Origin of the sequence: Streptomyces sp. NPDC091682, from assembly GCF_044756625.1 — a bacterium.
Taxonomy (GTDB): domain Bacteria; phylum Actinomycetota; class Actinomycetes; order Streptomycetales; family Streptomycetaceae; genus Streptomyces.
Window position 1 is genome coordinate 87,791 of the sequence record NZ_JBIVTH010000002.1, and the last position, 23,468, is coordinate 111,258.

A 23,468-nucleotide genomic window follows, 5' to 3' on the forward strand; every position below is an offset into this window, starting at 1 on the left:
ACCGGGCAAAGCGCGACCCACCCGGGGCGGAAGAAGCGCCGCCGGCTCGGCCCTCCTTTGGGTAATGCCACATGAAGTGCTGACGGCGGCACGGATACCCTGACGAAATCCCTTTCCGATGCTGTCGGCATCTGATAGCCCTCCTGTATTTTTCACGCGGCAAATCACCTTCCATGGGCCGATTCACCCTTGCAGATGCGTTTCACGGAACGTTCTGACTTCGGCGGACGGCAGTCGTTGACCAGGAGATCCGCATGACGCAGGACGAAAACCGCCGGATACGCGCGGGGCGGGCAGCGAGCCGCGTGGCGCACGTGTGTGCCGCCGCCACCGCCCTGCTGATCACCTCCTGCGGCACGGTCGACGACCCGAAGGACGCGGCCGCTCCGTCGACATCGGCACAGGCGTCGGCGTCGGCGTCGGCGTCGACATCCCCCAAGGCCTCGGTCGCTCCGATCAAGCCGGGCGAGGTACGCATCGCGGGCGAGGTCGACAAGCCGTACACCATCACCCTGGCCGACCTGCGCAAGCTGCCCCAGGCCGAGGCCCCGGTGGAGTTCGTCAGCGCCAAGGGGGACCAGAAGCACACCTACCAGGGCGTGCTGCTGCACGAGGTGCTGAAGGCGGCCCAGCCGCGCTTCGACCAGGGCAAGAAGAACGGGCAGCTGCGCGGGGTGGTCGCGGCCACCGGCGGCGGGGACTACCGCGCGGTCTTCGCGTGGGCCGAGGTCGATCCGGGATTCGCCAAGTCCCAGATCCTGCTGGCCGTTTCCGAGGACGGGACGCCCTTCGAGGACGCGGCCGGCCCGCGCCTGGTCGTCCCGCAGGACACCCGCGGCGGCCGCTACGTCTCCGAACTGAACCAGCTGTGGGTCGGCACCGTCGATCCGGTGGTCGACAGTGCCCACTGAGGCGTCCGGAGCGCCCGGCCGTCGGCGGTCCCTGACCCGGCGCGCGCTGCTCGGCGCCGCCGGTCTCGGGGCCGTGGCGGGCGGCGGCGCCGTCGTCTCGGCCGCCGTGCGCGAGGCCCCGGCCGCGCCGGACGGCGCCGGGGCGAACGTCCCCTTCCACGGCCCGCAGCAGGCCGGGATCCTGCACCCCCGTCAGACCCACGCCCACCTGGCCGCCTTCGACTTCGGGGCGCGGACCGACCGGGGCCGGGCCGCCGCGCTCCTGCTGCGCTGGAGCACCGCCGCCGCACGCCTCACCCGCGGCGAACCGGTCGGCGAGGAGATCAGCCCGCCGGGTTCCCGGGCCGTCGACACCGGCGTCGCGCTGGGATCCGGCCCCGCCTCGCTCACCCTCACCTTCGGTTTCGGCGCGACCTTCTTCGATCGGGTGGAGCTGGCCGCGGCCCGCCCCGAGGCACTCGCACCGCTGCCCGCCTTCCCCGACGACCAGCTCGACCCGGCCCGCGGCGGCGGCGACCTGTTCGTCCAGATCGCCGCCGACGATCCGCTCGTCGGCCTGCACGCCCTGCGCACCGTGCAGCGCCTGGCGCACGGCGAGGCGAAGACCCGCTGGGTGATGTCCGGGTTCACCACTGCGCCGGTGCCGGGCCGCACCGCGCCCACGCACCGCGACCTCATGGGACAGCTCGACGGCACCGCCAACCCCTCCCCCGCGGATGCCGCCGCGCGCGACCGGATCCTCGTGACCGCCCCCGGTTCGCCGCCCTGGCTGGCGGGCGGCTCGTACGTGGTGGTCCGCCGGATCCGGATGCTCCTCGACCACTGGGACACCCTCCCCCCGGAGCACCGGGAACAGGCCGTCGGACGCCGCGCCGCCGACGGCTCCCCGCTCACGGGCGGCGGCGAACGCACCGCCCCCGACCTCGCGGCCAACCGCCCCGACGGCGTCCCGGTGATCGCGTACAACGCACACGTCCGGCTGGCCGCACCCGCCACCAACGGGGGCGCGACCATGCTGCGCCGCGGCTGGTCGTACTACGACGGCCTGCGCGCGGACGGCGCGCCGGACGCCGGGATGCTCTTCGTCGCCTGGCAGTCGGACCCCCGCACCGGCTTCGTCCCCGTCCAGCAGCGTCTGGCCCGCGGCGACGCACTCGGCCGGTACCTGGTCCACGAGGCGTCTTCCCTGTTCGTGGTCCCCGGCGGCGTCCGCCCGGGCGGATACGTCGGCCAGGCCCTGCTGGAGGAGTAGCCCGACCGGGTGGATCCGGGAACCAGCGGGCCGTCGCGGGCGTTGGTGCGACCATAGGTAGGTGATCAACCGGGCCCACCGGCCGGCGGGGACCCGCCGGTATCCGCGCCTTCCGACCGACTGCGAGGGGAGCCGTTCATGAGCACGGCGAAAGACCTGTTCATCATCGCCATGGACCCGCCGCCGGACCGTTCCGTCGGCCAGGGCGACCTGTCGCTCGCCCTGGCGGGAGCCGAGCTGATCGACCTCCTCGACGCGCAGGCCGTCGCCCTGGACGACGACCGCATCGTGCCCGGCGGGGAGCAGGAACTGCACGACCCCCTGCTGGCCGAGGCAGCGTCGGCGCTCACCCGCCAGATGCCCTACGAGCGGGTCGACGACTGGCTGTGGCGCCGCGGGCGTGATCTGTCCGCGGCGTACCAGGCCGCACTGGAGGAGGCCGGTGAGCTGACGCGGGGACGGCGCGGCCTGCTGCCCTTCGGGAGCGACCGCATGGAGGTGGCCGACACGCCCGCCCGCCGCCGGGCGCTGGGCCGCCAGGAGGAGGAAGAGCCCGTCCTCGCCGCCCTCGCCTCGGTCGTGGGCATCGGCAGCGGTGAACCCGAGGCCGAACCCCGCCCGGGCGACGAGGCGGTGACGATCGTCCTGGCCGTCGTCAGCGACGCGGTGATGGAGCTGGAGGCCGTGCGCCAGCGGCGGACCATCGAGAACGCGGCGTTCGCCAACATCTGGCGCGGCCCCTGAGCCCCGCGGGCGTCCGTGACGTGCGTTACGCCCGGTCAGAACCGTGGCGCGGCCCGACTATGCTCGCCGGAGTGCCGTCCGCCCCTGTGTACGAACGGCGGATGTCCTCCTGCTGAGAAGGTTCGGGAATAAGCGTGTTGATCGGGCGTCAGGAAGAACGGGCGACCATCGCCGCCGCGTTGTCACCGCAGGCGGCCACCGCGTCGCTGCTGCTGCTCGGTGAGCCCGGGGTCGGCAAGACCCTGCTGTTGGACATGACCGTCGACGACGCGCTCGCGGCGGGGACCCGGGTGCTGCGCGTCCGCGGCAACGCGGCGGAGACCGAGCTGGCCTTCGCGGGGCTGCACCAGTTGCTGCTGCCCGTGCTGGACCGGGCCGACGACCTGCCGGTCCGTCAGCGCGGCGCCCTGATGGCCGCCTTCGGCCTGGGCGACGACCCGGCCCCGCCCGATCCCATGATGATGAGCCTGGCCGTACTGACCCTGGTTTCGCACGTCGCCTCGGCCGGGCGGGTGCTGCTCGCCGTCGACGACGCCCAGTGGATCGACCGCGGGAGCTGCCAGGTGCTGGGGTTCCTCGCCCGACGTCTCGCGGGCGAGCCGATCGGGCTGCTCGTCGCCTCGCGCGGCACGCGCCGACCGGAGTGGCTGGACCGGTCGGTCACGGAGCTGGTGGTGCCCGCGCTGTCGCCGGCCGAGGCCGAGGAGCTGATCGGCGCACAGCCGGATCCGCCCCTGGGATCGGCCCGGCGCCGGGTGCTAGAGACCGCCGCGGGCAACCCGCTGGCCCTGGTGGAGCTTTCGCGCTCGGCGGCACGCGAGGACGTGCTCCGGGCGGACGGGCCCCCGCCGGCCGGGCTCCGCTCGGGCGGGCTCCACGCGGGCGGACACCTCCCGGTCACCGATCTGCTGGAACGGACCTTCGCCGCCCAGGTGGACGAGTTGCCCGCGGCGACGCGGGCCGCGCTGCTGGTCGCGGCCGCGGCCGAGGGCGTCGGGCCGGCCGGTGTGCTGGCCGCCCTGCCGCCGGGCACGGACATGGACGTCTGGCTGCCTGCGGAGCGGGCGGGGCTGGTCCGGCTGCACAGCGACCGCATCGACTTCCGGCACCCCCTGGTCCGCTCCGCGATCTACGGGGCCGCTCCGTTCGCCGAGCGCCGGCGGACCCACCTGGCGCTGGCGGCTTCGCTCGACGGCGATCCCGACCGGCGGGCCTGGCAGTTGTCGGCCGCCACGGTGGAACCGGACGCGGCGGTGTCCGCCGCGCTGGAGGCCACCGCCATGCGCGCGTTCGGCCGCGGCGCGCTCGCCGAGGCCCTGGCCGGTCTGGAACGGTCCGCGCAGCTGAACGCCGCTCCTGCCGAGCAGACCCGGCTGCTGACGACGGCGGCGTACGCGGGCATCCTGACCGGCGACATCGACCGGGCGGAGGAGCTCGCGGCGAAGGCCGCCTCGGTCAACGAGGACCCGGCGGCGACGCCCTGGATATCGGCGCTCACCGCCCTGGTGGAGATGCTGATGATGCGGATGGAGCGGGCGTTCGCCCTGATCGCCCCCGACACCCTGCCCGACGTGGCCCAACTCGACGAGGGCAGTTCCACGATCGTCACCGGGATCGCCTACCACTCGGGCAGTCCCGTCCAGCGCGAGCGCGCACTGCGGCTGCTGGCCGGCCGCGACCTGACGGATCCGACCCCACCGCACCCCTTCCACCTCTGGGACGCCGGTGTCACGGACCCCTTCGGCAAGGGCGACCTGGTCCGGTCCCACCTGCCCGCCGTCACCTCCGCGCCGGGCCGCGCACCCACCGAGAACCACACGCTCGGCGTGCTCTGCCTGATCCTCGACGAGACCGAGACGGCGGTGAGCCTGCTGCGCGAGGTGGCCAACCCGCAGTGGGAGGACGCCGACGCCTTCCACGCGGGGATGACCGCCGCCGATCTGGCCTGGGCCAATCTGGACCGGGGCCGCTGGGCGGACGCCCGGCTCGGTGTCGAGCGGCTCGCCGGCCGGTTCCTGGATGGTGTCCACACGCACGGCTCCGCGCGGGCGCTGACCGTCCTGGCCACCCTGTGCGCGCTCACCGGTGAGCCTGAGCTCGCCGTACGGCACGCAACGGCCGCCCTCGCCGTGACGGAGCCGGCCGGGGTGCTCGGCGCCGTCGTCCGCGCCCGCCGGGCAGCGGGTCTCGCCGCCACGGCACTCGGTGACCACGCCTCGGCCTTCCGGCACCTGCGCACCCTCTTCGACGGGGAGGGGGTGCCCGTGCACTACCACCTGTCGTGTTACGCGGTCGCCGACTACGCGGCGGCCGCCGTGCTCGTCGGCCGCGCCGAGGACGCCTCGGTCGCCCTGGAGCAGGTCACCGCCGCGGTCGGGGACGGGGGCTCCGTCCGGCTGCGGCAGGTCCTGGGCCGGGCCCGGGCGCTGCTCTCCGATCCGGCCGGGGCCGGCCCGTCCTTCGAGGGCGCGCTGGCGGACCCGGCCGGCCACCGCTGGCCCTTCGAACACGCCCAGACCTGGCTGGAGTACGGGGAGTGGCTGCGCAGGCAGCGCCGGATCGCCGAGGCACGGGCCGCCCTGATCAAGGCCCGGGAGATCTTCGAGGGGCTGGGGGCGGTGCATTGGAGCGACCGGGCGCAGGCCGAGCTGCGAGCGGCCGGCGTCACCGTCCAATCCTCCCCGCGCAGCGCGTTCCGGACCCTGACGCCGCAACGTCAGCGGATCGTCCGGCTGGCGGCCGAGGGCCTGACCAACCGGGAGATCGGCGAGCGACTGTTCCTCTCGCCCCGTACCGTCGGCACCCACCTCTACCAGGCCTTCCCGGTGCTGGGCGTCACCTCTCGCGGCCGGCTGCGGGATGTGGTGGAGCCGGAGTCGACCGACTGAGGCCACAGGGCAAGTCATGTGACGGATGGCAGCGGCGGTGGTCGTTTCGAGACTGGGTGGAGGAGAAGCCCTCACCCCCTCGGAGTTCCCATGAGCGTCGTACTCACCACCTCGCCGCTGTCCCCGCACGAGCGGGCGGACTACTGGAACAACCTGGTGTCCGACACCTTCATCCCCCTCGGCGTCACCCTGCACGAACCCGTGCCGTCCGTGGGGAGCATCGTCAGCGAACGTCTCGGGCCCCTGCAGATCTCGGCGGTCCAGGCGGGTCCGCAGAGCGTGTCGCGCACCCGGCGGCTGATCTCCCGGGGCGGGGAGGAGTTCCTCACCGTCACCTTCCAGCAGACCGGTACCGCGCGGCTGACCCAGGACGACCGCCGGGCGCTGGTCGGGCCGGGGACCTTCACCTGCTCGGACGCCGGACGCCCGTACGAGCGGGAGCAACCGGACCACTTCCGCTTCACGGCGATCCGGGTGCCCAAGAGCGGACTGGGAGTACCGGAGGCGGACCTGCGGGCGGTCACCGGAACGGTCTTCAGCGGCGATCACGGAACCTCCGGTCTGGTCGCGGGCTTCCTGAGGCGGCTGGCCGAACGGCCCTCCGGCTTCGACGCGTACACGGGTCAGCAGCTCGCCATGACCGCCATGGACCTCCTGGGGGTGCTGGTGCGCGAGCGGCGGGGGCGGCTGGATCCGTACGCCTCGGACACGGCCCGGGGCATGCTGGCGCGCGTCAAGGCGTACGTCCTGACGTCCCTGGCCGATCCCGACCTGTCGCCGGAGCGCATCGCGGCCGCGCACCACATCTCGGTGCGGTACCTGCACAAGCTCTTCCAGTCGGAGGGGACCACGGTGGGCCGCTGGATCCGGCAGGAGCGGCTGGAGCGGTGCCGGCGCGACCTGTCGCGGCGGACGGGGTCGGCGCCGGCGGTCACCGCGGTCGCCCAGCGCTGGGGGTTCACCAACCCGTCCCACTTCAGCCGGGCCTTCCGCGCCGCCTACGGCATGTCGCCCCGGGAGTGGCAGTGCGGCGCCCGGGGCGAATGACCGTCTCACAGCGTGCGCCGCACCCCCGCCTGGCGTTCCAGGTTCCGCAGTTGCCCGGCCAGATCCCCCTCGACCGCGGTGTGGGCGGGGCCGCTGCGGCCGATGGGCAGCACCTGTTCGCCGCGCATGTCCTCCAGCATCAGCGCGAAGGCGGCGTAGGTGGCGACGAGGGCCACCAGGAGGCCGAGGGCTCCGGCCAGCTGTCCGGGCCACTCGGCCCCGGTCAGCCCCGCCAGGCCGGTGGCCGCCCAGCGGGGCAGGGAGACCACGATGACCAGCCACAGGGCCCGCTTGGGGCGGGTCACGAGGGCCATCAGCGCCCCGAAGCACAGCAGCGCCAGGTTGAACACGCCCAGGACCCGGTGGCCGCCGACCGCACCGGTTCCCGTCACGAGGGCGTACGCCAGCCAACTGCCGGCGAACGTGCCCATGAGCGTGGCCGCGATCACGTCCCGGGCACCGAACGCCAGGAAGCTCACTAGGAGTTGGAGGGCGAAGGCGGGCAGCACGCACAGGGCGACGGCCCTGCGGTCGGCGGCCTCGAAGACCCCGAGCTGCAGGCAGCCGGTCATCACCGAGGCGATCGCCACCGTGAAGAAGCCCAGAGGCATCGGTGAGGCGATGGGGTGCAGGTTGATCCGCGTCATCGCCCGGAGGTCCGGTTCGTGGCGGCGCCGGGGCGCCACCCCGTCCGGGCCGCCCGCGGCGGTGTTGCCCGGGACCGTACTCATCTGGTGGGTTCCCCTGTTCCGTTGTTCCGTGGGTCAGTGCGCGAAGCACGGGTCGACGAAGGGCTGCGGCGGCGTCTCGGGCGCCGATCCGCGCGCCCGTCGCCACAGCCAGTGCCGTTCGGACTCGGCAACGGCTTCGGCCATCAGCTCGGCCTGACGTGCGCCGCCCCCCTGGTACCCGCCGAAGCGGGCCACCGGCGCCCACTGCGGGCTGACCGGCGGGAGCGGCTCGTCCAGGCCCTCGTACTCGGCGGTCGCGTACACGATGCGGCCGCCGACGACCGTGCACAGGGACTCGATGCCCGGGATAGCGGCCTCGGGCACGCTGAAGTAGTCCTCCGACAGGATCGAGAGGTCCCCGTAACAGCCCTCCCGCAGCACGCCCTTGACGTCCTCCTCACCGGTGAGCTGCGCACCGCCCCGGGTGTAGAGGCCGAGCGCGGTCTCCCGGTCGATGGAGGTCCCGGCCGGGTGGAGCGGCGTACCGCCCACGGTGCGGCCGGTCACGAGCCAGTGCAGGCAGACCCACGGGTTGTACGAGGACACGCGCGTGGCGTCGGTGCCGGCGGCGACGGTGAGGCCCCGGTCGAGCATGGCGCGGACCGGTGGGGCCTGGGAGGCGGCCTCGGCGCCGTAGCGGTCGAGGAAGGCGGTTCCCTGGAAGGACATCCGGTTCTGTACGGAGAGGGCGCCGCCGAGGGCGGCGATGCGGTCCAGGCTGTCGGCGGAGACGGTCTCGGCGTGGTCGAAGAGCCAGCGGTTCCCGCCGGGGAAGAGCCCTTCGGCGGCGAGCTTCTCGAACACCGCCAGGTCGCGGCGGATCGTCTCGTCGTAGGTGGCGTGGAGCCGGAAGCCCCAGCCGTTCTCTATCAGCAGCCGGACGGCCTGCTCGAACTCGGCCTCGTACCCTTCGGTGAGCGCCGGGCGGGGCTCGGAGAAGTTCTCGAAGTCGGCGGCCGCCCAGGTCAGGTTCTCGCCGGCGCCGCCGAGGCGCAGCCACTCGTCACCGTCCCCCGGCTCGACGGTCTCGGTCCAACGTTTCAGATCGGCGAGCTCCTGCCCGGCGGTCTGCGGGAACAGGTGGTAGGTGATGCGCAGCGAAAGCTCCCCCGACCGGGCCAGGTCGATGACGGTGGCGTAGTCGTCGGGGAAGTTCTGGAACCCGCCGGCGGCGTCGACCGCCGAGGTCAGCCCGAAGCGGTTCAGCTCGCGCAGGAAGTGCCGCGTCGAGTTCCGCCGGTCGCCCGCGTCCAGGGTCGGCGCCTTGGCCAGGGTGGAGTACAGGACGAGCGCGCTCGGTGCCGCCAGGAGGACCCCGGTGGGCTCGCCGTCGCGGCCCCGTACGATCTGCCCGCCGCGCGGGTCGGGGGTGGCACGGGTGAATCCGGCGGCCCGCACGGCCGCCCGGTTCATCAGCGCCGACTGGTAGAGGTGCAGGACGAACACCGGGGTGTCGGGCGCGGCGGCGTTCAGCTCGGCCACGGTCGGCATCCGGCGTTCGGCGAACTGCTCGGCCGTCCAACCGCCGACCACCCGGATCCACTGGCCCTTGGGGGTGCGGCCGGCCTGCTCGCGCAGCATGGCCAGCGCGTGGCGCAGGCTGCGTACGCCGTCCCAGCGCAGCTCCAGCACGTAGTTCAGGCCGCCCCGGATGACGTGCAGGTGCGAGTCGTTCAGCCCGGGGACCACGCGGCGGCCGAGGGCGTCGACCACCCGGGTCGCCGGGCCCACGAGCCCGGCGAGGTCGTGGTCGTCGCCGAGGGCCACGACGCGGCCGTCGCGGATCGCGACGGCGCGGGCCTCGGGCCGGGCCGGGTCCCCGGTGTACACCTTCGCGTTGCGCACGAGCAGGTCGGCGGCCGGGCGCCCGGCCGCCGGATCCGCCGGGCCGGCGGCGGGGACCACGCCGGCCACGGGCATGCTCGTCGTACCGGCCGGGGCCGTCATGCCAGGGCCTCGCGCAGGGTCTCTACTGCCTGGCCGATGGCGAGCGACGCGGCCCGCGTCTCGCGCAGCGCGTTCAGCATGACGAAGTCGTGGATGGTGCCCAGGACGCGCAGGGCCGTGACCGGGACGCCGGCGGCGCGCAGCCGGGCGGCGTACGCCTCGCCCTCGTCGCGCAGCACGTCGGCCTCGGCGGTGATGACCAGGGCGGGCGGCAGCCCGGTGAGCTGATCGAGGGAGGCGCGCAGCGGGGAGGCGGTGATCTGCGCCCGCTCGGCCGCGTCGGTCGTGTACTGGTCCCAGAACCAGCGCATGGCGTCGCGGCGCAGGAAGTAGCCCTCGGCGAACTGCGCGTAGGAGTCGGTGTCGAAGGCCGCGTCGGTGACCGGGTAGAAGAGGACCTGGTGGAGGATGCGGACGTCGCCGCGCTGCTTGGCCATGAGGGTGAGGGCGGCGCTCATGTTGCCGCCGACCGAGTCGCCGGCGACGGCGATCCGGGAGCCGTCGAGGTCCTCGTGGTGTCCCTCGCGGGCCACCCACTGGGCGACGGTGTAGTTCTGCTCGATGGCGACCGGGTAGCGGGCCTCGGGCGACAGGTCGTACTCGGGGAAGACCACGGCCGCCCCTGCGCCGACGGCCAGTTCGCGCACCAGCCGGTCGTGGGTGTGGGCGTTGCCGAAGACCCAGCCCGCGCCGTGCAAGTAGAGGATGACGGGCAGCGGGCCGTTGGAGCCGCGGGGGCGCACGATCCGGGTGCGGACGTCGCCGGTGGGGCCGCCCTGGACGGTGATCCATTCCTCGTCGACGGCGGGCAGGGCGACGCCCTCGCCGCTCTGCACGTCGTCCACGGCCTTCCGGCCGTCGGCGACGGGGATCTGGTAGAGGTACGGCGGCTGGGCGGTGGCGTGGGCGAAGGCCTGGGCGGCGGCTTCGAGTACCGGCTCTTCGGACATGGGGGCTCTCCTTCGGTGGGGGTGTCGGGGGCTGGTGGCCGTGACGGGGGCCGTGGCCGTGCTCAGCGGAGGAAGGCGAGCAGGGCGGTGTTGACCTCGGCGGCGTGGGTCCAGGTCAGGCCGTGCGGGCCGCCGGGGACGACCGTGAGCTGCGCGCCGGCGATGCTCTTCGCCAGGGGGATCGCCGTGGCCTCGATGGGCAGCGTGCGGTCGGCGTCGCCGTGGATGATGAGCGTGGGCACGTCGATGCGGGGGAGGTCGGCCCGGAAGTCGGTGAGCCAGGCCTGGACGCAGTCGAGGGTGCCCTTGGCGGAGGCGCCGACGGCCACGTTCCAACTGGCGCGGACCGCCTCCTCGCTGATGCGTTCGCCGCCGAGGACGTCGACGTTGTAGAAGTCGGCGAAGAAGGAGCTCATGAACGCGAAGCGGTCGACGGTGATGGCGTCCTCGATGCCCTTGAAGACGCCGGCGTCCACCCCGCCGGGGTTGTCGTCCGTCTTGAGCAGGAAGGGCGGCACCACGCCGATCATGACGGCCTTGGCGATGCGCGCGCTGCCGTAGGTGCCGAGGTAGCGGGTCACTTCGCCGCTGCCCATCGAGAAGCCGACCAGGACGGCGTCGCGCAGGTCGAGCGCGGTGAGGACCTCGTTCAGGTCGGAGGCGAAGGTGTCGTAGTCGTAGCCGTCGGCGGGCTGGTCGGAGCGGCCGAAGCCGCGCCGGTCGTAGGTGATGACCCGGTGGCCGGCGGCGAGCAGGGCGGCCGTCTGCTTCTCCCAGGAGGCCCCGCTCAGCGGCCAGCCGTGGATCAGCACGACCGGCGCGCCGGTGCCGTGGTCCTCGTAGTAGAGCTCGACGGGGGCGGTGTTGCCTTCTGCGACCTTGATGTACGGCATGGGGTGGTGCTCCTCTGTCGGATGTGTACGGGTGGTGCGTGGGTGTGGGGCCGGGTGGACCGGGCGGGCCCGGCCGGTCGGCGCACAGGGGGGTGCGCGGACGGCCGGGCCCGGTCCGTGCGGCGTGGAGGGACCGGCCGTGGAGGGCTCAGCCGTGGTCGGCGGCGGCCGGGGCGCGGTGCAGGACGAGCCGGGTGAGCAGGCCGCTGCCGACGCCCGCCGCGAGTACGGGGGCCGTCCACCACAGCGGGTACGGGGTGAGGCCGATCACCGCGTCGAGGGAGAGGGCGCCGGGCCCGGTGGCCGCCAGGGCGGCGGCGGTGACGATCAGCACCAGGGGGTACTCGTAGCCGTCGTTCTGCACCCAGAGGCCGCCGGGCCACTTCACGGTGAGGGCGACGGTCATCACGCCGATGACACCGGTCGCGGCGAGCGGGGTCAGCAGGCCGGCGGCCAGCAGGAGGCCCGATCCGATCTGGCCGCCGCCCGCCGCGAGGGCGGTGAGGACGCCGCCGCGGAAACCGTCGGCGCGGAACTCGCGCGCACCGCCGTCGAGGCCGTGGCCGCCCAGGTGCCGGCTGACCTTCTGCACCCCGTGGGCGGCGACGAGGAGGCCCACCAGCAGACGCAACATCAGGATGCCGGTGTCCAACGGGGTCAGCCGGCCGCGTGCTCGCCGATGACGGCCTGCGCGTAGACGACGCCGAGGCCGTAGGCGCCGGCGTGGGCCTTGACGATCTCCATGACGGCGCCGTACGTCTCCTGGCGGGCCCAGTCGCGCTGGAGCTCCAGCAGCACCTGTACCCAGGTCACCGGCACGGCTCCGGCGGCCAGCATCCGCTGGACGGCGTGCTCGTGGGCGGTCGGGCTGACGCCTCCGGAGGCGTCGGAGACCACGTAGACCTCGTAGCCCTGTTCCAGTGCGGACAGGGCGGGCAGCACCAGGCAGACCTCCGTCCACAGGCCCGACAGGACGATCTTCTTGCGTCCGGTCGCCTTGACCGCCGCCACGAGCGCCTCGTCCTCCCACGCGTTCATCGACGTACGGTCGATGACCTCGTGCCCGGGGAACACCTCGGCGAGCTGGGGCAACAGCGGACCGGAGAAGGACTCGGCGGCGACGGTGGTCAGCACGACCGGCACGTCGAAGGCCCTGGCCGCCTTCGCGAGGCCCACCGTGCTGTTGATGATGGCGGCGCGGTCACCGCTGCCGGTACCGAAGAACATCTGCGGCTGGTGGTCGACGAAGAGCATGACCGCGTTGTCGGGCGTGAGCAGGTCCGCGCTCGGGGCGGCCTGGACCTGGTTGATGTCGAACATGGGGGGTGTCCTCCCGGAGCACTATGGATCATCGCCGTCCGCGATCGATCCCGCGGCCCGGCACACCCCGAAAGCTACGGACGCCCCGCCCGCCCGACTTTCCTTACCGTGCACGGGTGTTGGCACGAGAGCGCACGACGGCGACCCGCCGCGTGCGCCCGGCCGGGCGCCGTCAGTCGGCGTCGAGGACGAAGTCGGCGCGGTGGCGGCCGAGGGCGACGAGGCGGGCGTTGCGTTCGTCCGAGCGCGCCACCCATGCGCGCGCGTGCGCGGGGTCCTTGCCGTGTCGTACATGACGGCCGATCAGCCGCTCCAGGCGCAGGTCCTCGGCCGGGGCGAGGTACCAGGCCTCGTCCAGCAGGGGGCGCACCGAGGCCCACTCCCCCGCGTCGTGCAGCAGGTAGTTCCCCTCCGTGATCACCAGCGGTACGTCCGGGGACACGGGGATGCTGCCCGCGATCGGTTCCTCCAGGGAGCGGTCGAAGGCGGGCGCGTACACTGTGGGGCCGTGCGGTGTGCGCAGTCGGCGCAGCAGGGCGGCGTAGCCGGCGGCGTCGAAGGTGTCCGGGGCGCCCTTGCGGTCGGCGCGGCCCAGGCGGTCCAACACGGCCTGGGCGAGGTGGAAGCCGTCCATCGGGACCACGACGGCCCGCTCCGGCCCGAGCGCGTCCGCGAGCCGGGCGGCCAGCGTCGACTTTCCGGCCCCCGGGGGCCCGGCGATGCCCAGGACGCGCCGCTCGCCCGCGGTGGCCAGCGCCCGTGCCCTCGATGCCGCTTCCGTCGTGTTCATCCGCACATCCTGCCCGAGGAGCAGCGCCCGGCACCCCTCCCCGCGATCGGCGCTCGGGAGGGGGTGCCGGGCCGCCGGGTCAGCAGCGGGGACAGGCGTCGCGGATCACGCGCCAGGTGAAGCTGGTGGAGCCGGTCGCACCCGTGGCGTCCTTGGCGGTGACGGCCACCGTACGGATGCCGCTGCCGCGCAGGAGGCCCGAGATCAGGCCGGTGGAGGGATTGATCGAGGCGCCGGTCGGCAGGTTGACGGCCGACCAGGTGTAGGGGGCCGCGCCACCGTTGGCGGTCATCGGCAGGTACGCGGAGTCGTACTGGAGGGACACCTGGTTGCCCGGGTTGACCACGGACGGGGCGGCGGCCACCGTGCGCATCACCGCCGGGCCGGTCGAGCCGTGCGGCGCGGCGAAGGACGGACCGACCGACGCTGCCAGGACAGCGGTCAGGCCGACGGCCAGCGCCGCCATTCTGCGCGGGGTGCGCGGGGTGCGTGTGGATGTGCTCAACGGAACCTCCGAACTCGTCGGGCGGAGCGGCGTTCCCGGTACGGGTCCCGGACACCGCCATCGCCCTTTGTGGGTATGCATGTTCGAGGTGCGTGGCGCGTCGGCATCATAGGCGGGCCCGGCCGTCCCGTCGATGGCGCGCGGCCGGCCGCACGGGCCTACGATGTCCGCCATGCCCGGTACGGTCCCCGTCCCGCTCGACCCGCCGCCCCGCGCCCGAGTGCGCTCCGCCGCCCGCCTGGCCGTGTGCGCCGCCGTGCCCTGGTTCCTCTGCCTGTGGTGGGGCACGAGCACGGTTCCGGTGCCGGCCGCCCTGCCCGCCGTGCTGATCCTGCGCGACGACGTGTACGACGCCCCGCGACGGGGCTGGGAGCGGCTCGTGGGCGTCGTCGTGGGGGTGGCGCTGACCACGCTCGTGCTGCACTGGCTGCCGCCGCCCACGGCCTCCTCGGTGACCTCGGTGTCGGTGGCCGCGTCGGTGTCCTTCCTCGCCGTACTGGCCTGCGGCTGCGCGGGCATGTACCTGATGTACCGGGGCGGCGCCCCCAACCAGCAGGTCCTGGTGAGCGCGCTGGTGATCTACGCGACCGCCCTCCCCGGCTACGCCCTGGCCCGGCTGGCGGAGAGCGCCGTCGGCGTCGCCACCGTCGTCCTGCTGGGGCCGCTGCTGTGGCCGCCGGACCCGTACCGGTCGGCCGCGGCCGGCCTCCGCACGTACCGGGGCGAACTCGACGACCTCCTGGGTGCGGTCGCCGACCGGCTCGGCGCGGGCGGACCGCCCACCGCGCAGGGGCTCCCCGAGGACGCGGAGTTGTGGCTGCGGCCGCGGAACGGCCTCGCGGCCTACGAGCGGGCCGCTCGACGCACCCGGCTCCCCCGGCTGTACCTCCGTACGCCCAAACGGCCGCCGGAGGGGCTGGAAGAGCGGCTGAGGCTCGCCGCCCGGACCGCCCTCACCCTCCAGTACTTCACCCGGGAACTACGGGAGCGCGCCCGTACCGACGGCTCGGCCCCACCTCCCGGAACCGGGTCCGACACCGCCCTGCGCGAGCTCGCCCCGCTGGTCCGGGCCACCGCCCGGACCGTGGACACCGCCCTGCGCGGCGGGGACTGCGCCACGGACCTCGACCGGGCCCGCGCCCTGGACCTCGCCCACCGCGCGGCGCACCCCACCCGGCACGACGCCGTTCTGCGGGCGGGCCTCCACCTGACCCACGAGGCCGTCGCCGACCACGTGTCGGTGCGCTCCTGACGACCGTCCGGGGCAACCCCGCGCGGGTCGGCCGCCGCTGACCGCCCGTGTGCCCCTGCGCCGGGCAGAGTGGCCCCGCAGGAAGCAGCGGCCGTGGGCTGAGGAGGACGAGGATGCCGTGGGACCTGGCTCTGGCGCCCGACACGGTGGCCCGGTGGCAGTTCGGCATCACCACCGTCTACCACTTCCTCTTCGTGCCGCTGACGATCTCCCTCGGCGTGCTCGTGGCCGTCCTGCAGACCGCGTGGGTGCGGACCGGGAAGCGCACCTATCTGATGGCCACCACGTTCTGGGGCCGGCTGTTCCTGATCAACGTCGCGATGGGCGTGGTCACGGGCATCGTGCAGGAGTTCCAGTTCGGGATGAACTGGTCGACGTACTCGCGGTTCGTCGGCGACGTCTTCGGCGCGCCCCTGGCCTTCGAGGCGCTGATCGCCTTCTTCCTCGAATCGACCTTCATCGGCCTGTGGATCTTCGGATGGGACCGGCTGCCGAAGCGGATCCACCTGGCCTGTGTCTGGGCGATGGCCGTCGGGGCCGTGCTCTCCGCCTGGTTCATCCTCGCGGCCAACTCGTGGATGCAGCACCCCGTCGGGTACACCATCTCGCCCGAGACCGGGCGCGCCGAACTCACCGACTTCCTCGCCGTACTCACGCAGGAGACCACGCTCGTGGTCGTCTACCACACCCTCGCCGCCGCGTTCCTGACCGGCGGGGCCCTCATGGCGGGCGTGGCGGCGTTCCACCTGCGGCGCGGCCGGCACGTTCCCGTGATGCGGGCCTCGCTGCGCCTGGGCCTGGTCACCCTGACCGTTTCCGGCCTGCTCGTGGCCCTGAGCGGGGACACGCTGGCGAAGGTCATGTTCCAGCAGCAGCCGATGAAGATGGCCGCGGCCGAAGCCCTGTGGGAGGGCCAGACCTCCGCGCCCTTCTCCGTCTTCGCCATCGGTGACGTGTCCGAAGGTCACAACACGGTCGAATGGTCCATCCCCGGGCTGCTGTCCTTCCTCGCGGAGGGCAACTTCACCGCCTACGTCCCCGGGATCAACGACACCGCCGCCGCCGAGGAGGCGCGGTACGGTCCCGGCGACTACCTCCCGAACATCCCCGTCGCCTTCTGGGGCTTCCGCTTCATGATCGGTTTCGGCATGGCCTCGTTCGGCCTGGGCCTGCTCGGCCTGTGGCTGACGCGGCGCCGCTTCCTGCTCCGGCCCGCCCTGCGCACCACCGAGGACGAGGTGCCACGGCTCGCCCTGACCCGCTCCCGCCCGCTTCCCCCGAGGGCGACCGCCTGGTACTGGTGGCTGACCCTGTGGACCCTGGCGTTCCCGCTCGTCTCCACCTCCTGGGGCTGGATCTTCACGGAAATGGGCCGCCAGCCGTGGGTGGTCTACGGGCTGCTGCGCACGGCCGGCGCCGTGTCCCCCGAGGTCTCCCAGGGCGAGGTGATCGCCTCCCTCACGGCCTACACCGCGCTGTACGCCGTACTCGCCGCGATCGAGATCACCCTGATGGTCCGGGCCGTGCGGGCGGGCCCCGCCGAACCGGCACCGCACGAACTCGACCCGCCCACCCGGATCGGCGGCGACCACGACGACCACGACCGGCCGATGGCGTTCTCGTACTGAGCGGTGCCGGTGGCCGTGCTGGTGCCGGTCGGCCCCGGCGTGCGGGTCACCGATAGGCTCGTGCACCGACCGGGGAGATGAGGGATCGATGACGTTGAACGAAGGCCAGCGGGTGAGGCTGGCCGCGGACCTCACGCTGACCGGTTCGCTCACGGCGGCGGGGGACGCGGTCGCCGGGTTCCTGGCCCTGGCCTCGGGCACCGGGGGCACCGTCGAGCGGGTGGACGAGCACCGGCCGCAGAGCGGCGAGGACGTCCGCGAGTACGAGCGCCTGAAGTCGCTCCTCGATTCCTTCGGCCATCAGATGCCCGAGGGGAGCCGGAAACAGCTCGAGGAGCAGGTCGCCTCCCTGGAACCGGCGTGGATCGCCTTCCAGGAGCAGAAGCTCCGTGTGACGGTCCGTGTCCGCATCGACAACGGGTTCGTCCTCGACGGCGCGCAGGAGGAGCTCTTCACGTCCTCCTGAGGTCGCCCAGTACCGGCTGGCGCGGGCGGTACCGGTCCCGGACCGCCCGGGCCGGTCCGGGCCTGCCTGGCACCCTCACCCCCCGAGGGTTTCACTGGAAGGTGCCGTACCAGCGCGCCCACGGAGGACCGCGCACCGGGAGGTCCCGTGAACACCTACGTGCCACCCCGCTTCGACCCGACCCGCGTCCCCCACCTGCTGGGGTCCTTCGCGCCCGTGTCCGACGAGGTCGACGTCACGGACCTGGAGGTCACGGGCGAACTGCCGGACACCCTGGACGGCCTGTACCTGCGCAACGGCCCCAATCCGCGGTTCACCCCGATCGGCTCGTACCTCTACCCCATCGACGGTGACGGCATGCTGCACGGCGTGTGGCTCTCCGGCGGGCGGGCCCGCTACCGCAACCGCTTCGTACGCACCCCCGCGCTGCTGGCCGAGGAACGGGCCGGCCGCGCCCTGTGGGGCGGCCTCGAATCGATGATCGTGCCGGACGCCGACCAGGTGGGGCCGGAGCTCGCCGGCACCTTCCGGGACATGCCCGACATCAACGTCGTCCGGCACTCCGGACGCCTGCTGGCCCTCGCCGAGTCGGCCTGCCCGTTCCGGATCGACACCGAACTGGCGACGCTCGGCCGCGAGGACTTCGGCGGGGCGCTGCCCGCGGGCATCACCGCCCACCCGAAGATCGACCCAGTCACGGGCGAGATGGTCGTCTTCTGTTACGGCCTGGAGCCGCCCTACCTGACCTGGTCGGTCATCGACCGCGACGGCAGGGTCAGCCGCGGGCCCACTCCCGTCGACGGGGTGGACGAGCCGATGATGATCCACGACATGGCCCTGACCGGCCGCTACGCCGTCCTCGTCCTCGCCCCGGCCTTCTTCGACCTCGCCGCGGCCATGAGCGGCGGCTCCTTCCTGGCCTGGCGCCCCGAACGCGGCACCCGGGTGGCGCTGATCCCCCGCGACGGCGGACCGGTGCGCTGGGCGGCCGACGAGGCCTTCTGGGCGTGGCACACCGTGAACGCGTACGACGACGGCCCGGGCGCGGACGCCCCGGTGGTCCTCGACTACGTGCAGTGGAGCAGGCTCACCGTCGGCGGCCCGGAAGGGGACGGCGAACCGATCAGCGGTGGCCTGGTGCGGGCGCGCCTCGACCCTGCCGCCGGCAGCATGGTCCGTACCCCCCTGGACGACGCGCGGGTGGAGTTCCCGCGGGTCGACGACCGGCGCATCGGGCGGCGCCACCGGCACACCGCGCTGGCCTCCGAAACCGGGCGGACGGACCTGCTGCCGGGCGAGTTCGACGCCGTGCGCTGGTACGACGTCGAGCGCGGCACCTCCCGGGTCTGGCCGGCCGGGGACCTTTCCGTGGGCGAGCCGGTCTTCGCCCCCGCGCCGGGCTCGGGGACCGGCTCCGAGGAGGGCGGCCACTGGCTGACCTTCGCCACGGACCGCACCGACGGTTCGAGCTGGTTCCTGGTCATCCCCGCCGAGGATCCCGCCGCGGGCCCGGTGGCCCGCGCCCGCATCCCCGTGCGCGTCCCGCTCGGCCTGCACGGCTGCTGGCTGCCGACCGAGGAGTGAGACCCCGCCCGGCGCGCCGGCGCGGCGCGGCCGTACCACTCTGTTTCCTGGCCTCGGGAGGAAACAGCCGCGACGAACGGAGCGCGCTGTGAGCAGACCGATCCACCCCGCACCGGCACCTCCTCGGCGCGGTACGGCCGTCGCCTGTGCCGTCCTGCTGTTCGTGGCCCTCGCCTCGGGTACCGCGACCGGGGCGGACCCGACGCCGACCCCGCCCCCTTCTCCGTCTGCGACCACGCCGTCGGCGACGGGTGACACGGGAATCGCCGGCCTCGACCCGCGCATCACGGAGATCATGCGCAAGCCGGACTACCGCAATGCCCAGTGGGGCCTGCTGCAGACCGACCCGGAGAGCGGCCGCGTGGTGCACAGCCTCTTCCCCGAGCAGTTCTTCATTCCCGGATCCACCGCGAAGCTGATCAGCGTCTCGGGCCCGTGGCACACCCTCGGCGCCGACCACCGCTTCGTGACCCCGCTCTACGCGGTCGGCGCGCGCGACGGCGCCACGCTGACCGGTGACCTCGACCTCGTCGCCCAGGGCGACCTCACCATGGGCGGCCGGACGCGCCCCGACGGCACGGTCGCGTACACCGACCTCGACCACACCTACGCCAACGACTTCCCCGGCGCGACCCTCACTCCGGAGAACCCGCTCGCCGGGATCGACCGGCTCGCCCGGCAGGTGCGCGACTCCGGCATCACCCGCGTCGACGGCGACGTGATCGTCGACAGCCGGCTGTTCGTCCCCGACCCGGAGCTCGTCCCCACCCCGACGCCCCTGATCATCAACGACAACCTGATCGACCTCATGACCACCCCCGGGAGCCGGCCCGGCGCGGCCGCCCGGCTGGACTGGCGGCCCAAGGTCGCGCCCTACGAGGTCACCTCGGCGGTGAAGACCGTGGCGGCCGGGGAGCCGACCGCGGTCACGGTGACGGCCACCGACGGCGGCACCCGGATCCGCCTGACCGGGACGATCGCGGCGGACTCCGCACCGCTGCTGCGCACCTCGCCGATCGGCGATCCGGCCGCCTTCGGCCGCGTCGCGCTGATCGAGGCCCTCGAACGTGCCGGGGTGCACGTCACCGCGGACCCGTCGGGCCCCAATCCGGTGGGGCGGCTGCCGCGCGACTACGACGGACGCCCGCGCGTGGCCGCGTACACCTCCCCGCCCTACGCCCAGTACGCCAAGCTGATCCTCAAGGTCAGCCACAACCTGGGCGCCAACCTCGGCATTTGCCTGCTCGCCGTCACCGCGAAGAGCGACCAGTGCCCGGCCGGCTTCCCGGTGCTCGCCGACTTCCTCGACGAGGCCGGCGTCGACCGCGAGCAGGCGCAGCTCATGGACGGCCGGGGCGGAAACCCCGCCGACCGGGCCACGCCACAGGTGCTGGTGCAGATGCTGGCGTACTGGCAACGGACCCCGGACGCGCGGCTGTTCCGGGAGGCCCTGCCCATCCTCGGGGTGGACGGCCTGCTGGCCGAGAACTGCCGCAGCTGTCCGGCCCGGGGGAAGGTGTTCGCCAAGACCGGCGCGGCCGTCGGCGGTGACGCGCTCAACGACCGGCTGGCCGTGGGCGCCATCACCATCGCGGGCTACCTCGGCAAGGGCGGCGGCCGCTTCGACACCTTCTACGCGGGCGTCAACGGCGCCTCCACACCGGGCGCCGACCCCACCGAGGTGCTGGCCATCTCCAACGACCTCGCGATGATCGCCGCCTACCTCCAGGAGTCGTCCTAGAGCCCGGCCCTATGCTGGGCCGATGTCGTCGATCAAGAAGTTCCAAGTCACCTTCGACTGTGCGGAACCGGAGCGCCTCGCCGCACTCGAGGCCGAATGCGCACGGCTGGTCCCGCTCGGTGCGGTGCACGTGCGAACGCTGTACGACGGTACCGATTCGTGCATCCCGATGCTGGACATCGAGGGCAACGAGTTCTGCATCGACTGAGCGGGGGCGGGACCGCGGCTACGGCTGCGCCCAGGCGTGCAGCAGGGCCTCCCGCGCCCGCGGCTCGGGGGTGCCCTCCGGGGCGTACTCCCGTCCCCACTCCTCGAGGGCCCGCGGGTCGGCGGTTCCCGCCACGTAGCGGTCGAGCAGGTCCTGGGAGAGCCGTACCTCCTCGGCGGGATAGCCCGCCACCGCTGCGTGGACGGTGACCTCGTGCGTACCTTCCTCCGTTTCCAGGCGCAGCGTCATCTCGGGCGGACCCTCGCCGAGGTAGTCCGCTCCGATCGCGGCCGAGATCATCGCGCCGAGGGCCTTCGTCGCACGGCCCACCGGGTTGTGCCCGGGAACGTCCTCGACCACGGCGGAACGCAACTCCGTCCAGGTCCACGTCCGGGGGCTGTCGGGGTCCATCGATTCCAGGCCCCCGGCGGTCAGCCGGACGCCGACTCCGACGGCGTTCGGCGGCGACCCCACGTACACCGCGTCCGGAGTGACCCAGAACAGTCCGACCATCGCCGCCACGCACCGCTCCCCGCTCTCGTCCCCGACCCACCATCCATACCGCCCGCCGGGAACGGAGGGCCGCAGACACACCGGACGGCCGCCGTACCGCGCGCGGGGCATGAGGGACCGGGCGCGGTGCACCGCATGAAGCGTCGGGGCAGGATCCACCGAAGCGCGACCGCCGTCTGAACGCCCGCCTCGGCCGTCCTCCCCCAGGAGGAGGTGTTGACGAGTGAACGGGCGGGTCCTTCCCCGGAAGTCCCGCCGGATCAGCGGATCTTGAGGGTGAGTCTCGGCCACATGTCCGGAATTCAGGTAATACGTGCGGAGGATGGAAGGTCGTTCCCGGGAGGGATCCGGTCTGACCAGCTCGTCCAACACAGTCGAGGCGCAAGCGATTTCCCCAGACAAAGGAACGGGGCCACACGCATGAAGCGTCTCGCACCGCTGCTCGCCACCTCCGGATTATTGGCCACCGCCCTGACCGGGCTGGCGGCGCCATCGGCCTCCGCCGCCCCGACCCCCGGGTACATGCGACAGACACCGGACTGGCACCGCTGCAGCCCCGATCGGCCGGCGGCGTACGAGTGCGCCACCCTCAAGGTGCCGCTCGACTACCAGCGTCCCGAAGGACGCACCTTGGACCTCGCCATCTCCCGGATGAAGAGCGAGAACCCCGCCGAGCGGCGTGGCGTCCTCCTCCTCAACCCGGGCGGCCCCGGCACCTCGGGTCTCCACCGGCCGCTACGGACGAATGCCGAGATGCCCAAGGACGTCCGCGACCGCTACGACCTCATCGGCTTCGACCCGCGCGGCGTCGGTGAGAGCAGCCCGATCGGCTGTGGTGATCTGAGCGAAGCGGAGGTGGGCGTCGGCGGGGCGTACCGGCCCGAGACCTTCGCCTCGGACGTGGCCTGGGCGCGCGGAATCGCCGACAAGTGCCGTGCGAAGTCGGGCGATGTGATTCCGTACATCACCACCCGCAACACGGCGCGCGACATGGACGTCATCCGCGCCGCACTGGGGGAACGGACGGTCTCGTACCTGGGCTACTCGTACGGGACGTACCTCGGCGCGGTGTACTCCCAGATGTTCCCCGAGCGCACCGACCGGTTCGTCCTGGACAGCGGCGTGGACCCGGGGCGCGTCTGGCGCGGCATGATCCAGGCGTGGGGAACCGGAGCCGAGCCCGCCTTCGAGCGGTGGACGCGGTGGGCGGCCGAGCGCTCGGACGCCTATGGGCTCGGCGCCACGCCCGAGGCGGTCTCGGCCACCTTCTGGGCACTGGTGGCGCGGGCCGACCGGGACCCGTTCATGCACTACGGGGAGAAGGTGACGGGTGACTACATCAGGGCCGACCCGTCGCTCTTCTTCGATCCCCGCGGTGCCTCGGCCGTCGTCAAGTCCATCAAGGCGTCGGCCGACAAGACGCCCCAGCCGCCGGGTGGCACCGATCCGGGCGCGAGCGGGAAGGGCGCCGACGGGAAGGGGCCCGGTGCGCAGTCGCCGCTCGGCGGAGTCCGGGCCGTCGGCCCGGGTGTCGGCGCGGGTGTCGGCGCGGGTGTCGGCGCGGGAGGGGCGCCGGAGGGGCCGGACGCCCCTCCCGCGAGCAACGTCACCGCCGTGTACTGGGCCGTGGTGTGCGGGGACACGGACAGCTGGCCCCGCGATCCGGAGCAGTACGCGCGGGACGCGGCGCGGGACAAGGTGAAGCACCCGCTGTACGGGGACTTCGCGTCGAACATCAAACCGTGCGCCTTCTGGCAGCGGCCGCTGGAGCCCGCCACGCCCATGAAGACCCGGGCCGATGTCCTGACCGTGCAGAACGAGTGGGACCGATGACCCCGCTCGAAACCGGCCAGGGGCTGCACCGGGCGCTCAAGGGGTCACGGATGGTGCTGGCGCTGGGGGGTGAGGGGCACGGTGTGTACCTCTCCAACCCCACGGCCTGCGCCAACACGCCCGTCAACGCGTACCTGTCGACGGGACGGCTGCCCGCGAAGGACGTGACCTGCCACAACCCGCCGCCCGCCCCGGATCCGGAGGCTGCCGGAGCCCGCTGAAGACCACCCGCCGACGCGCACGGCTTCGCCGTCGGGCCGGGCCG

General features: G+C 73.4%; 21 protein-coding genes and 1 pseudogene. 13 read left to right on the forward strand and 9 right to left on the reverse strand.

Annotated features, from left to right (window positions below):
* Nucleotides 1–254: 254 nt before the first annotated feature.
* The 5 genes from ACIQK6_RS04805 to ACIQK6_RS04825 all read left to right on the forward strand — a co-directional run bounded on the left by ACIQK6_RS04805 (nucleotide 255) and on the right by ACIQK6_RS04825 (nucleotide 6,842).
* Nucleotides 255–911, forward strand: a complete 657-nt coding sequence (locus ACIQK6_RS04805; RefSeq protein WP_402694323.1) for a molybdopterin-dependent oxidoreductase — start codon at nucleotides 255–257, stop codon at nucleotides 909–911.
* The gene (locus ACIQK6_RS04810) at nucleotides 901–2,163 is read left to right on the forward strand and encodes a Dyp-type peroxidase (RefSeq protein WP_402694324.1); all 1,263 of its coding nucleotides are present in this window, start codon (nucleotides 901–903) and stop codon (nucleotides 2,161–2,163) included. Before ACIQK6_RS04805 ends, ACIQK6_RS04810 begins: the two co-directional genes overlap by 11 nt.
* A 138-nt stretch (nucleotides 2,164–2,301) precedes the next feature.
* The gene (locus ACIQK6_RS04815) at nucleotides 2,302–2,907 is read left to right on the forward strand and encodes a GPP34 family phosphoprotein (RefSeq protein ID WP_329095681.1); all 606 of its coding nucleotides are present in this window, start codon (nucleotides 2,302–2,304) and stop codon (nucleotides 2,905–2,907) included.
* A 134-nt stretch (nucleotides 2,908–3,041) separates the two neighbouring features.
* Nucleotides 3,042–5,795 carry an ATP-binding protein gene (locus ACIQK6_RS04820; protein ID WP_402694325.1) on the forward strand — a complete coding sequence of 918 codons (2,754 nt, stop codon included), beginning with the start codon at nucleotides 3,042–3,044 and terminating at the stop codon, nucleotides 5,793–5,795.
* Nucleotides 5,796–5,885: 90 nt separating this feature from the next.
* Complete coding sequence (locus tag ACIQK6_RS04825; RefSeq protein ID WP_329095685.1) at nucleotides 5,886–6,842, forward strand: helix-turn-helix domain-containing protein; 957 nt, start codon at nucleotides 5,886–5,888, stop codon at nucleotides 6,840–6,842.
* Nucleotides 6,843–6,847: 5 nt separating this feature from the next.
* Here ACIQK6_RS04825 and ACIQK6_RS04830 read toward each other — a convergent pair whose 3' ends face one another.
* From ACIQK6_RS04830 to ACIQK6_RS04865, 8 genes are all read right to left on the reverse strand, one after another.
* The gene (locus tag ACIQK6_RS04830; protein ID WP_329095687.1) at nucleotides 6,848–7,573 is read right to left on the reverse strand and encodes a hypothetical protein; all 726 of its coding nucleotides are present in this window, start codon (nucleotides 7,571–7,573) and stop codon (nucleotides 6,848–6,850) included.
* Nucleotides 7,574–7,606: 33 nt separating this feature from the next.
* Nucleotides 7,607–9,520 (reverse strand): amidohydrolase, encoded by a 1,914-nt coding sequence (locus ACIQK6_RS04835; protein ID WP_329095689.1) that lies wholly within the window; start codon nucleotides 9,518–9,520, stop codon nucleotides 7,607–7,609.
* A complete protein-coding gene (locus ACIQK6_RS04840; protein ID WP_329095690.1) occupies nucleotides 9,517–10,470 on the reverse strand; it encodes an alpha/beta hydrolase in 954 nt (317 codons plus the stop codon). The genes ACIQK6_RS04835 and ACIQK6_RS04840 overlap by 4 nt, the downstream gene beginning before the upstream one ends.
* Before the next feature lie 62 nt (nucleotides 10,471–10,532).
* A complete protein-coding gene (locus tag ACIQK6_RS04845; RefSeq protein ID WP_329095692.1) occupies nucleotides 10,533–11,363 on the reverse strand; it encodes an alpha/beta hydrolase in 831 nt (276 codons plus the stop codon).
* Nucleotides 11,364–11,511: 148 nt separating this feature from the next.
* Complete coding sequence (locus ACIQK6_RS04850) at nucleotides 11,512–12,015, reverse strand: DoxX family membrane protein (RefSeq protein ID WP_329095693.1); 504 nt, start codon at nucleotides 12,013–12,015, stop codon at nucleotides 11,512–11,514.
* Nucleotides 12,016–12,020: 5 nt separating this feature from the next.
* The gene (locus ACIQK6_RS04855) at nucleotides 12,021–12,683 is read right to left on the reverse strand and encodes a hydrolase (protein WP_329095694.1); all 663 of its coding nucleotides are present in this window, start codon (nucleotides 12,681–12,683) and stop codon (nucleotides 12,021–12,023) included.
* 172 nt (nucleotides 12,684–12,855) lie between these two features.
* Entirely contained in the window at nucleotides 12,856–13,473 is a 618-nt protein-coding gene (locus ACIQK6_RS04860) for a nucleoside/nucleotide kinase family protein (RefSeq protein WP_329095696.1), read from the reverse strand.
* A gap of 79 nt (nucleotides 13,474–13,552) precedes the next feature.
* On the reverse strand, nucleotides 13,553–13,978 hold the full coding sequence (locus tag ACIQK6_RS04865; protein ID WP_329095698.1) for an Ig domain-containing protein: 426 nt from the start codon (nucleotides 13,976–13,978) through the stop codon (nucleotides 13,553–13,555).
* Between the two features lie 172 nt (nucleotides 13,979–14,150).
* Between ACIQK6_RS04865 and ACIQK6_RS04870 the strand changes: the two genes are divergently transcribed.
* From ACIQK6_RS04870 to ACIQK6_RS04895, 6 genes and pseudogenes are all read left to right on the forward strand, one after another.
* On the forward strand, nucleotides 14,151–15,230 hold the full coding sequence (locus tag ACIQK6_RS04870) for a hypothetical protein (protein ID WP_329095700.1): 1,080 nt from the start codon (nucleotides 14,151–14,153) through the stop codon (nucleotides 15,228–15,230).
* A 113-nt stretch (nucleotides 15,231–15,343) separates the two neighbouring features.
* Nucleotides 15,344–16,858: a cytochrome ubiquinol oxidase subunit I gene (locus tag ACIQK6_RS04875; RefSeq protein WP_329095702.1), complete on the forward strand. Its 1,515-nt coding sequence runs from the start codon at nucleotides 15,344–15,346 to the stop codon at nucleotides 16,856–16,858.
* An 88-nt stretch (nucleotides 16,859–16,946) separates the two neighbouring features.
* Nucleotides 16,947–17,324: a hypothetical protein gene (locus ACIQK6_RS04880; RefSeq protein WP_329095703.1), complete on the forward strand. Its 378-nt coding sequence runs from the start codon at nucleotides 16,947–16,949 to the stop codon at nucleotides 17,322–17,324.
* A gap of 147 nt (nucleotides 17,325–17,471) precedes the next feature.
* Entirely contained in the window at nucleotides 17,472–18,908 is a 1,437-nt protein-coding gene (locus tag ACIQK6_RS04885) for a carotenoid oxygenase family protein (protein WP_329095706.1), read from the forward strand.
* 88 nt (nucleotides 18,909–18,996) lie between these two features.
* Nucleotides 18,997–20,649 carry a D-alanyl-D-alanine carboxypeptidase/D-alanyl-D-alanine-endopeptidase gene (gene dacB / locus ACIQK6_RS04890; protein WP_329095708.1) on the forward strand — a complete coding sequence of 551 codons (1,653 nt, stop codon included), beginning with the start codon at nucleotides 18,997–18,999 and terminating at the stop codon, nucleotides 20,647–20,649.
* Between the two features lie 70 nt (nucleotides 20,650–20,719).
* Nucleotides 20,720–20,857: pseudogene (locus tag ACIQK6_RS04895) on the forward strand (VOC family protein); the annotation flags it as partial.
* Between the two features lie 18 nt (nucleotides 20,858–20,875).
* Here the strand turns inward: ACIQK6_RS04895 and ACIQK6_RS04900 are convergent.
* Complete coding sequence (locus tag ACIQK6_RS04900; protein ID WP_329095710.1) at nucleotides 20,876–21,379, reverse strand: hypothetical protein; 504 nt, start codon at nucleotides 21,377–21,379, stop codon at nucleotides 20,876–20,878.
* Nucleotides 21,380–21,790: 411 nt separating this feature from the next.
* Here ACIQK6_RS04900 and ACIQK6_RS04905 point away from each other — a divergent pair, with 411 nt between their 5' ends.
* Together ACIQK6_RS04905 and ACIQK6_RS04910 are read left to right on the forward strand one after the other, a co-directional pair.
* Complete coding sequence (locus tag ACIQK6_RS04905) at nucleotides 21,791–23,203, forward strand: alpha/beta fold hydrolase (protein ID WP_402694326.1); 1,413 nt, start codon at nucleotides 21,791–21,793, stop codon at nucleotides 23,201–23,203.
* Entirely contained in the window at nucleotides 23,200–23,424 is a 225-nt protein-coding gene (locus ACIQK6_RS04910) for an alpha/beta hydrolase (protein WP_402694327.1), read from the forward strand. Before ACIQK6_RS04905 ends, ACIQK6_RS04910 begins: the two co-directional genes overlap by 4 nt.
* Nucleotides 23,425–23,468 lie beyond the last annotated feature (44 nt).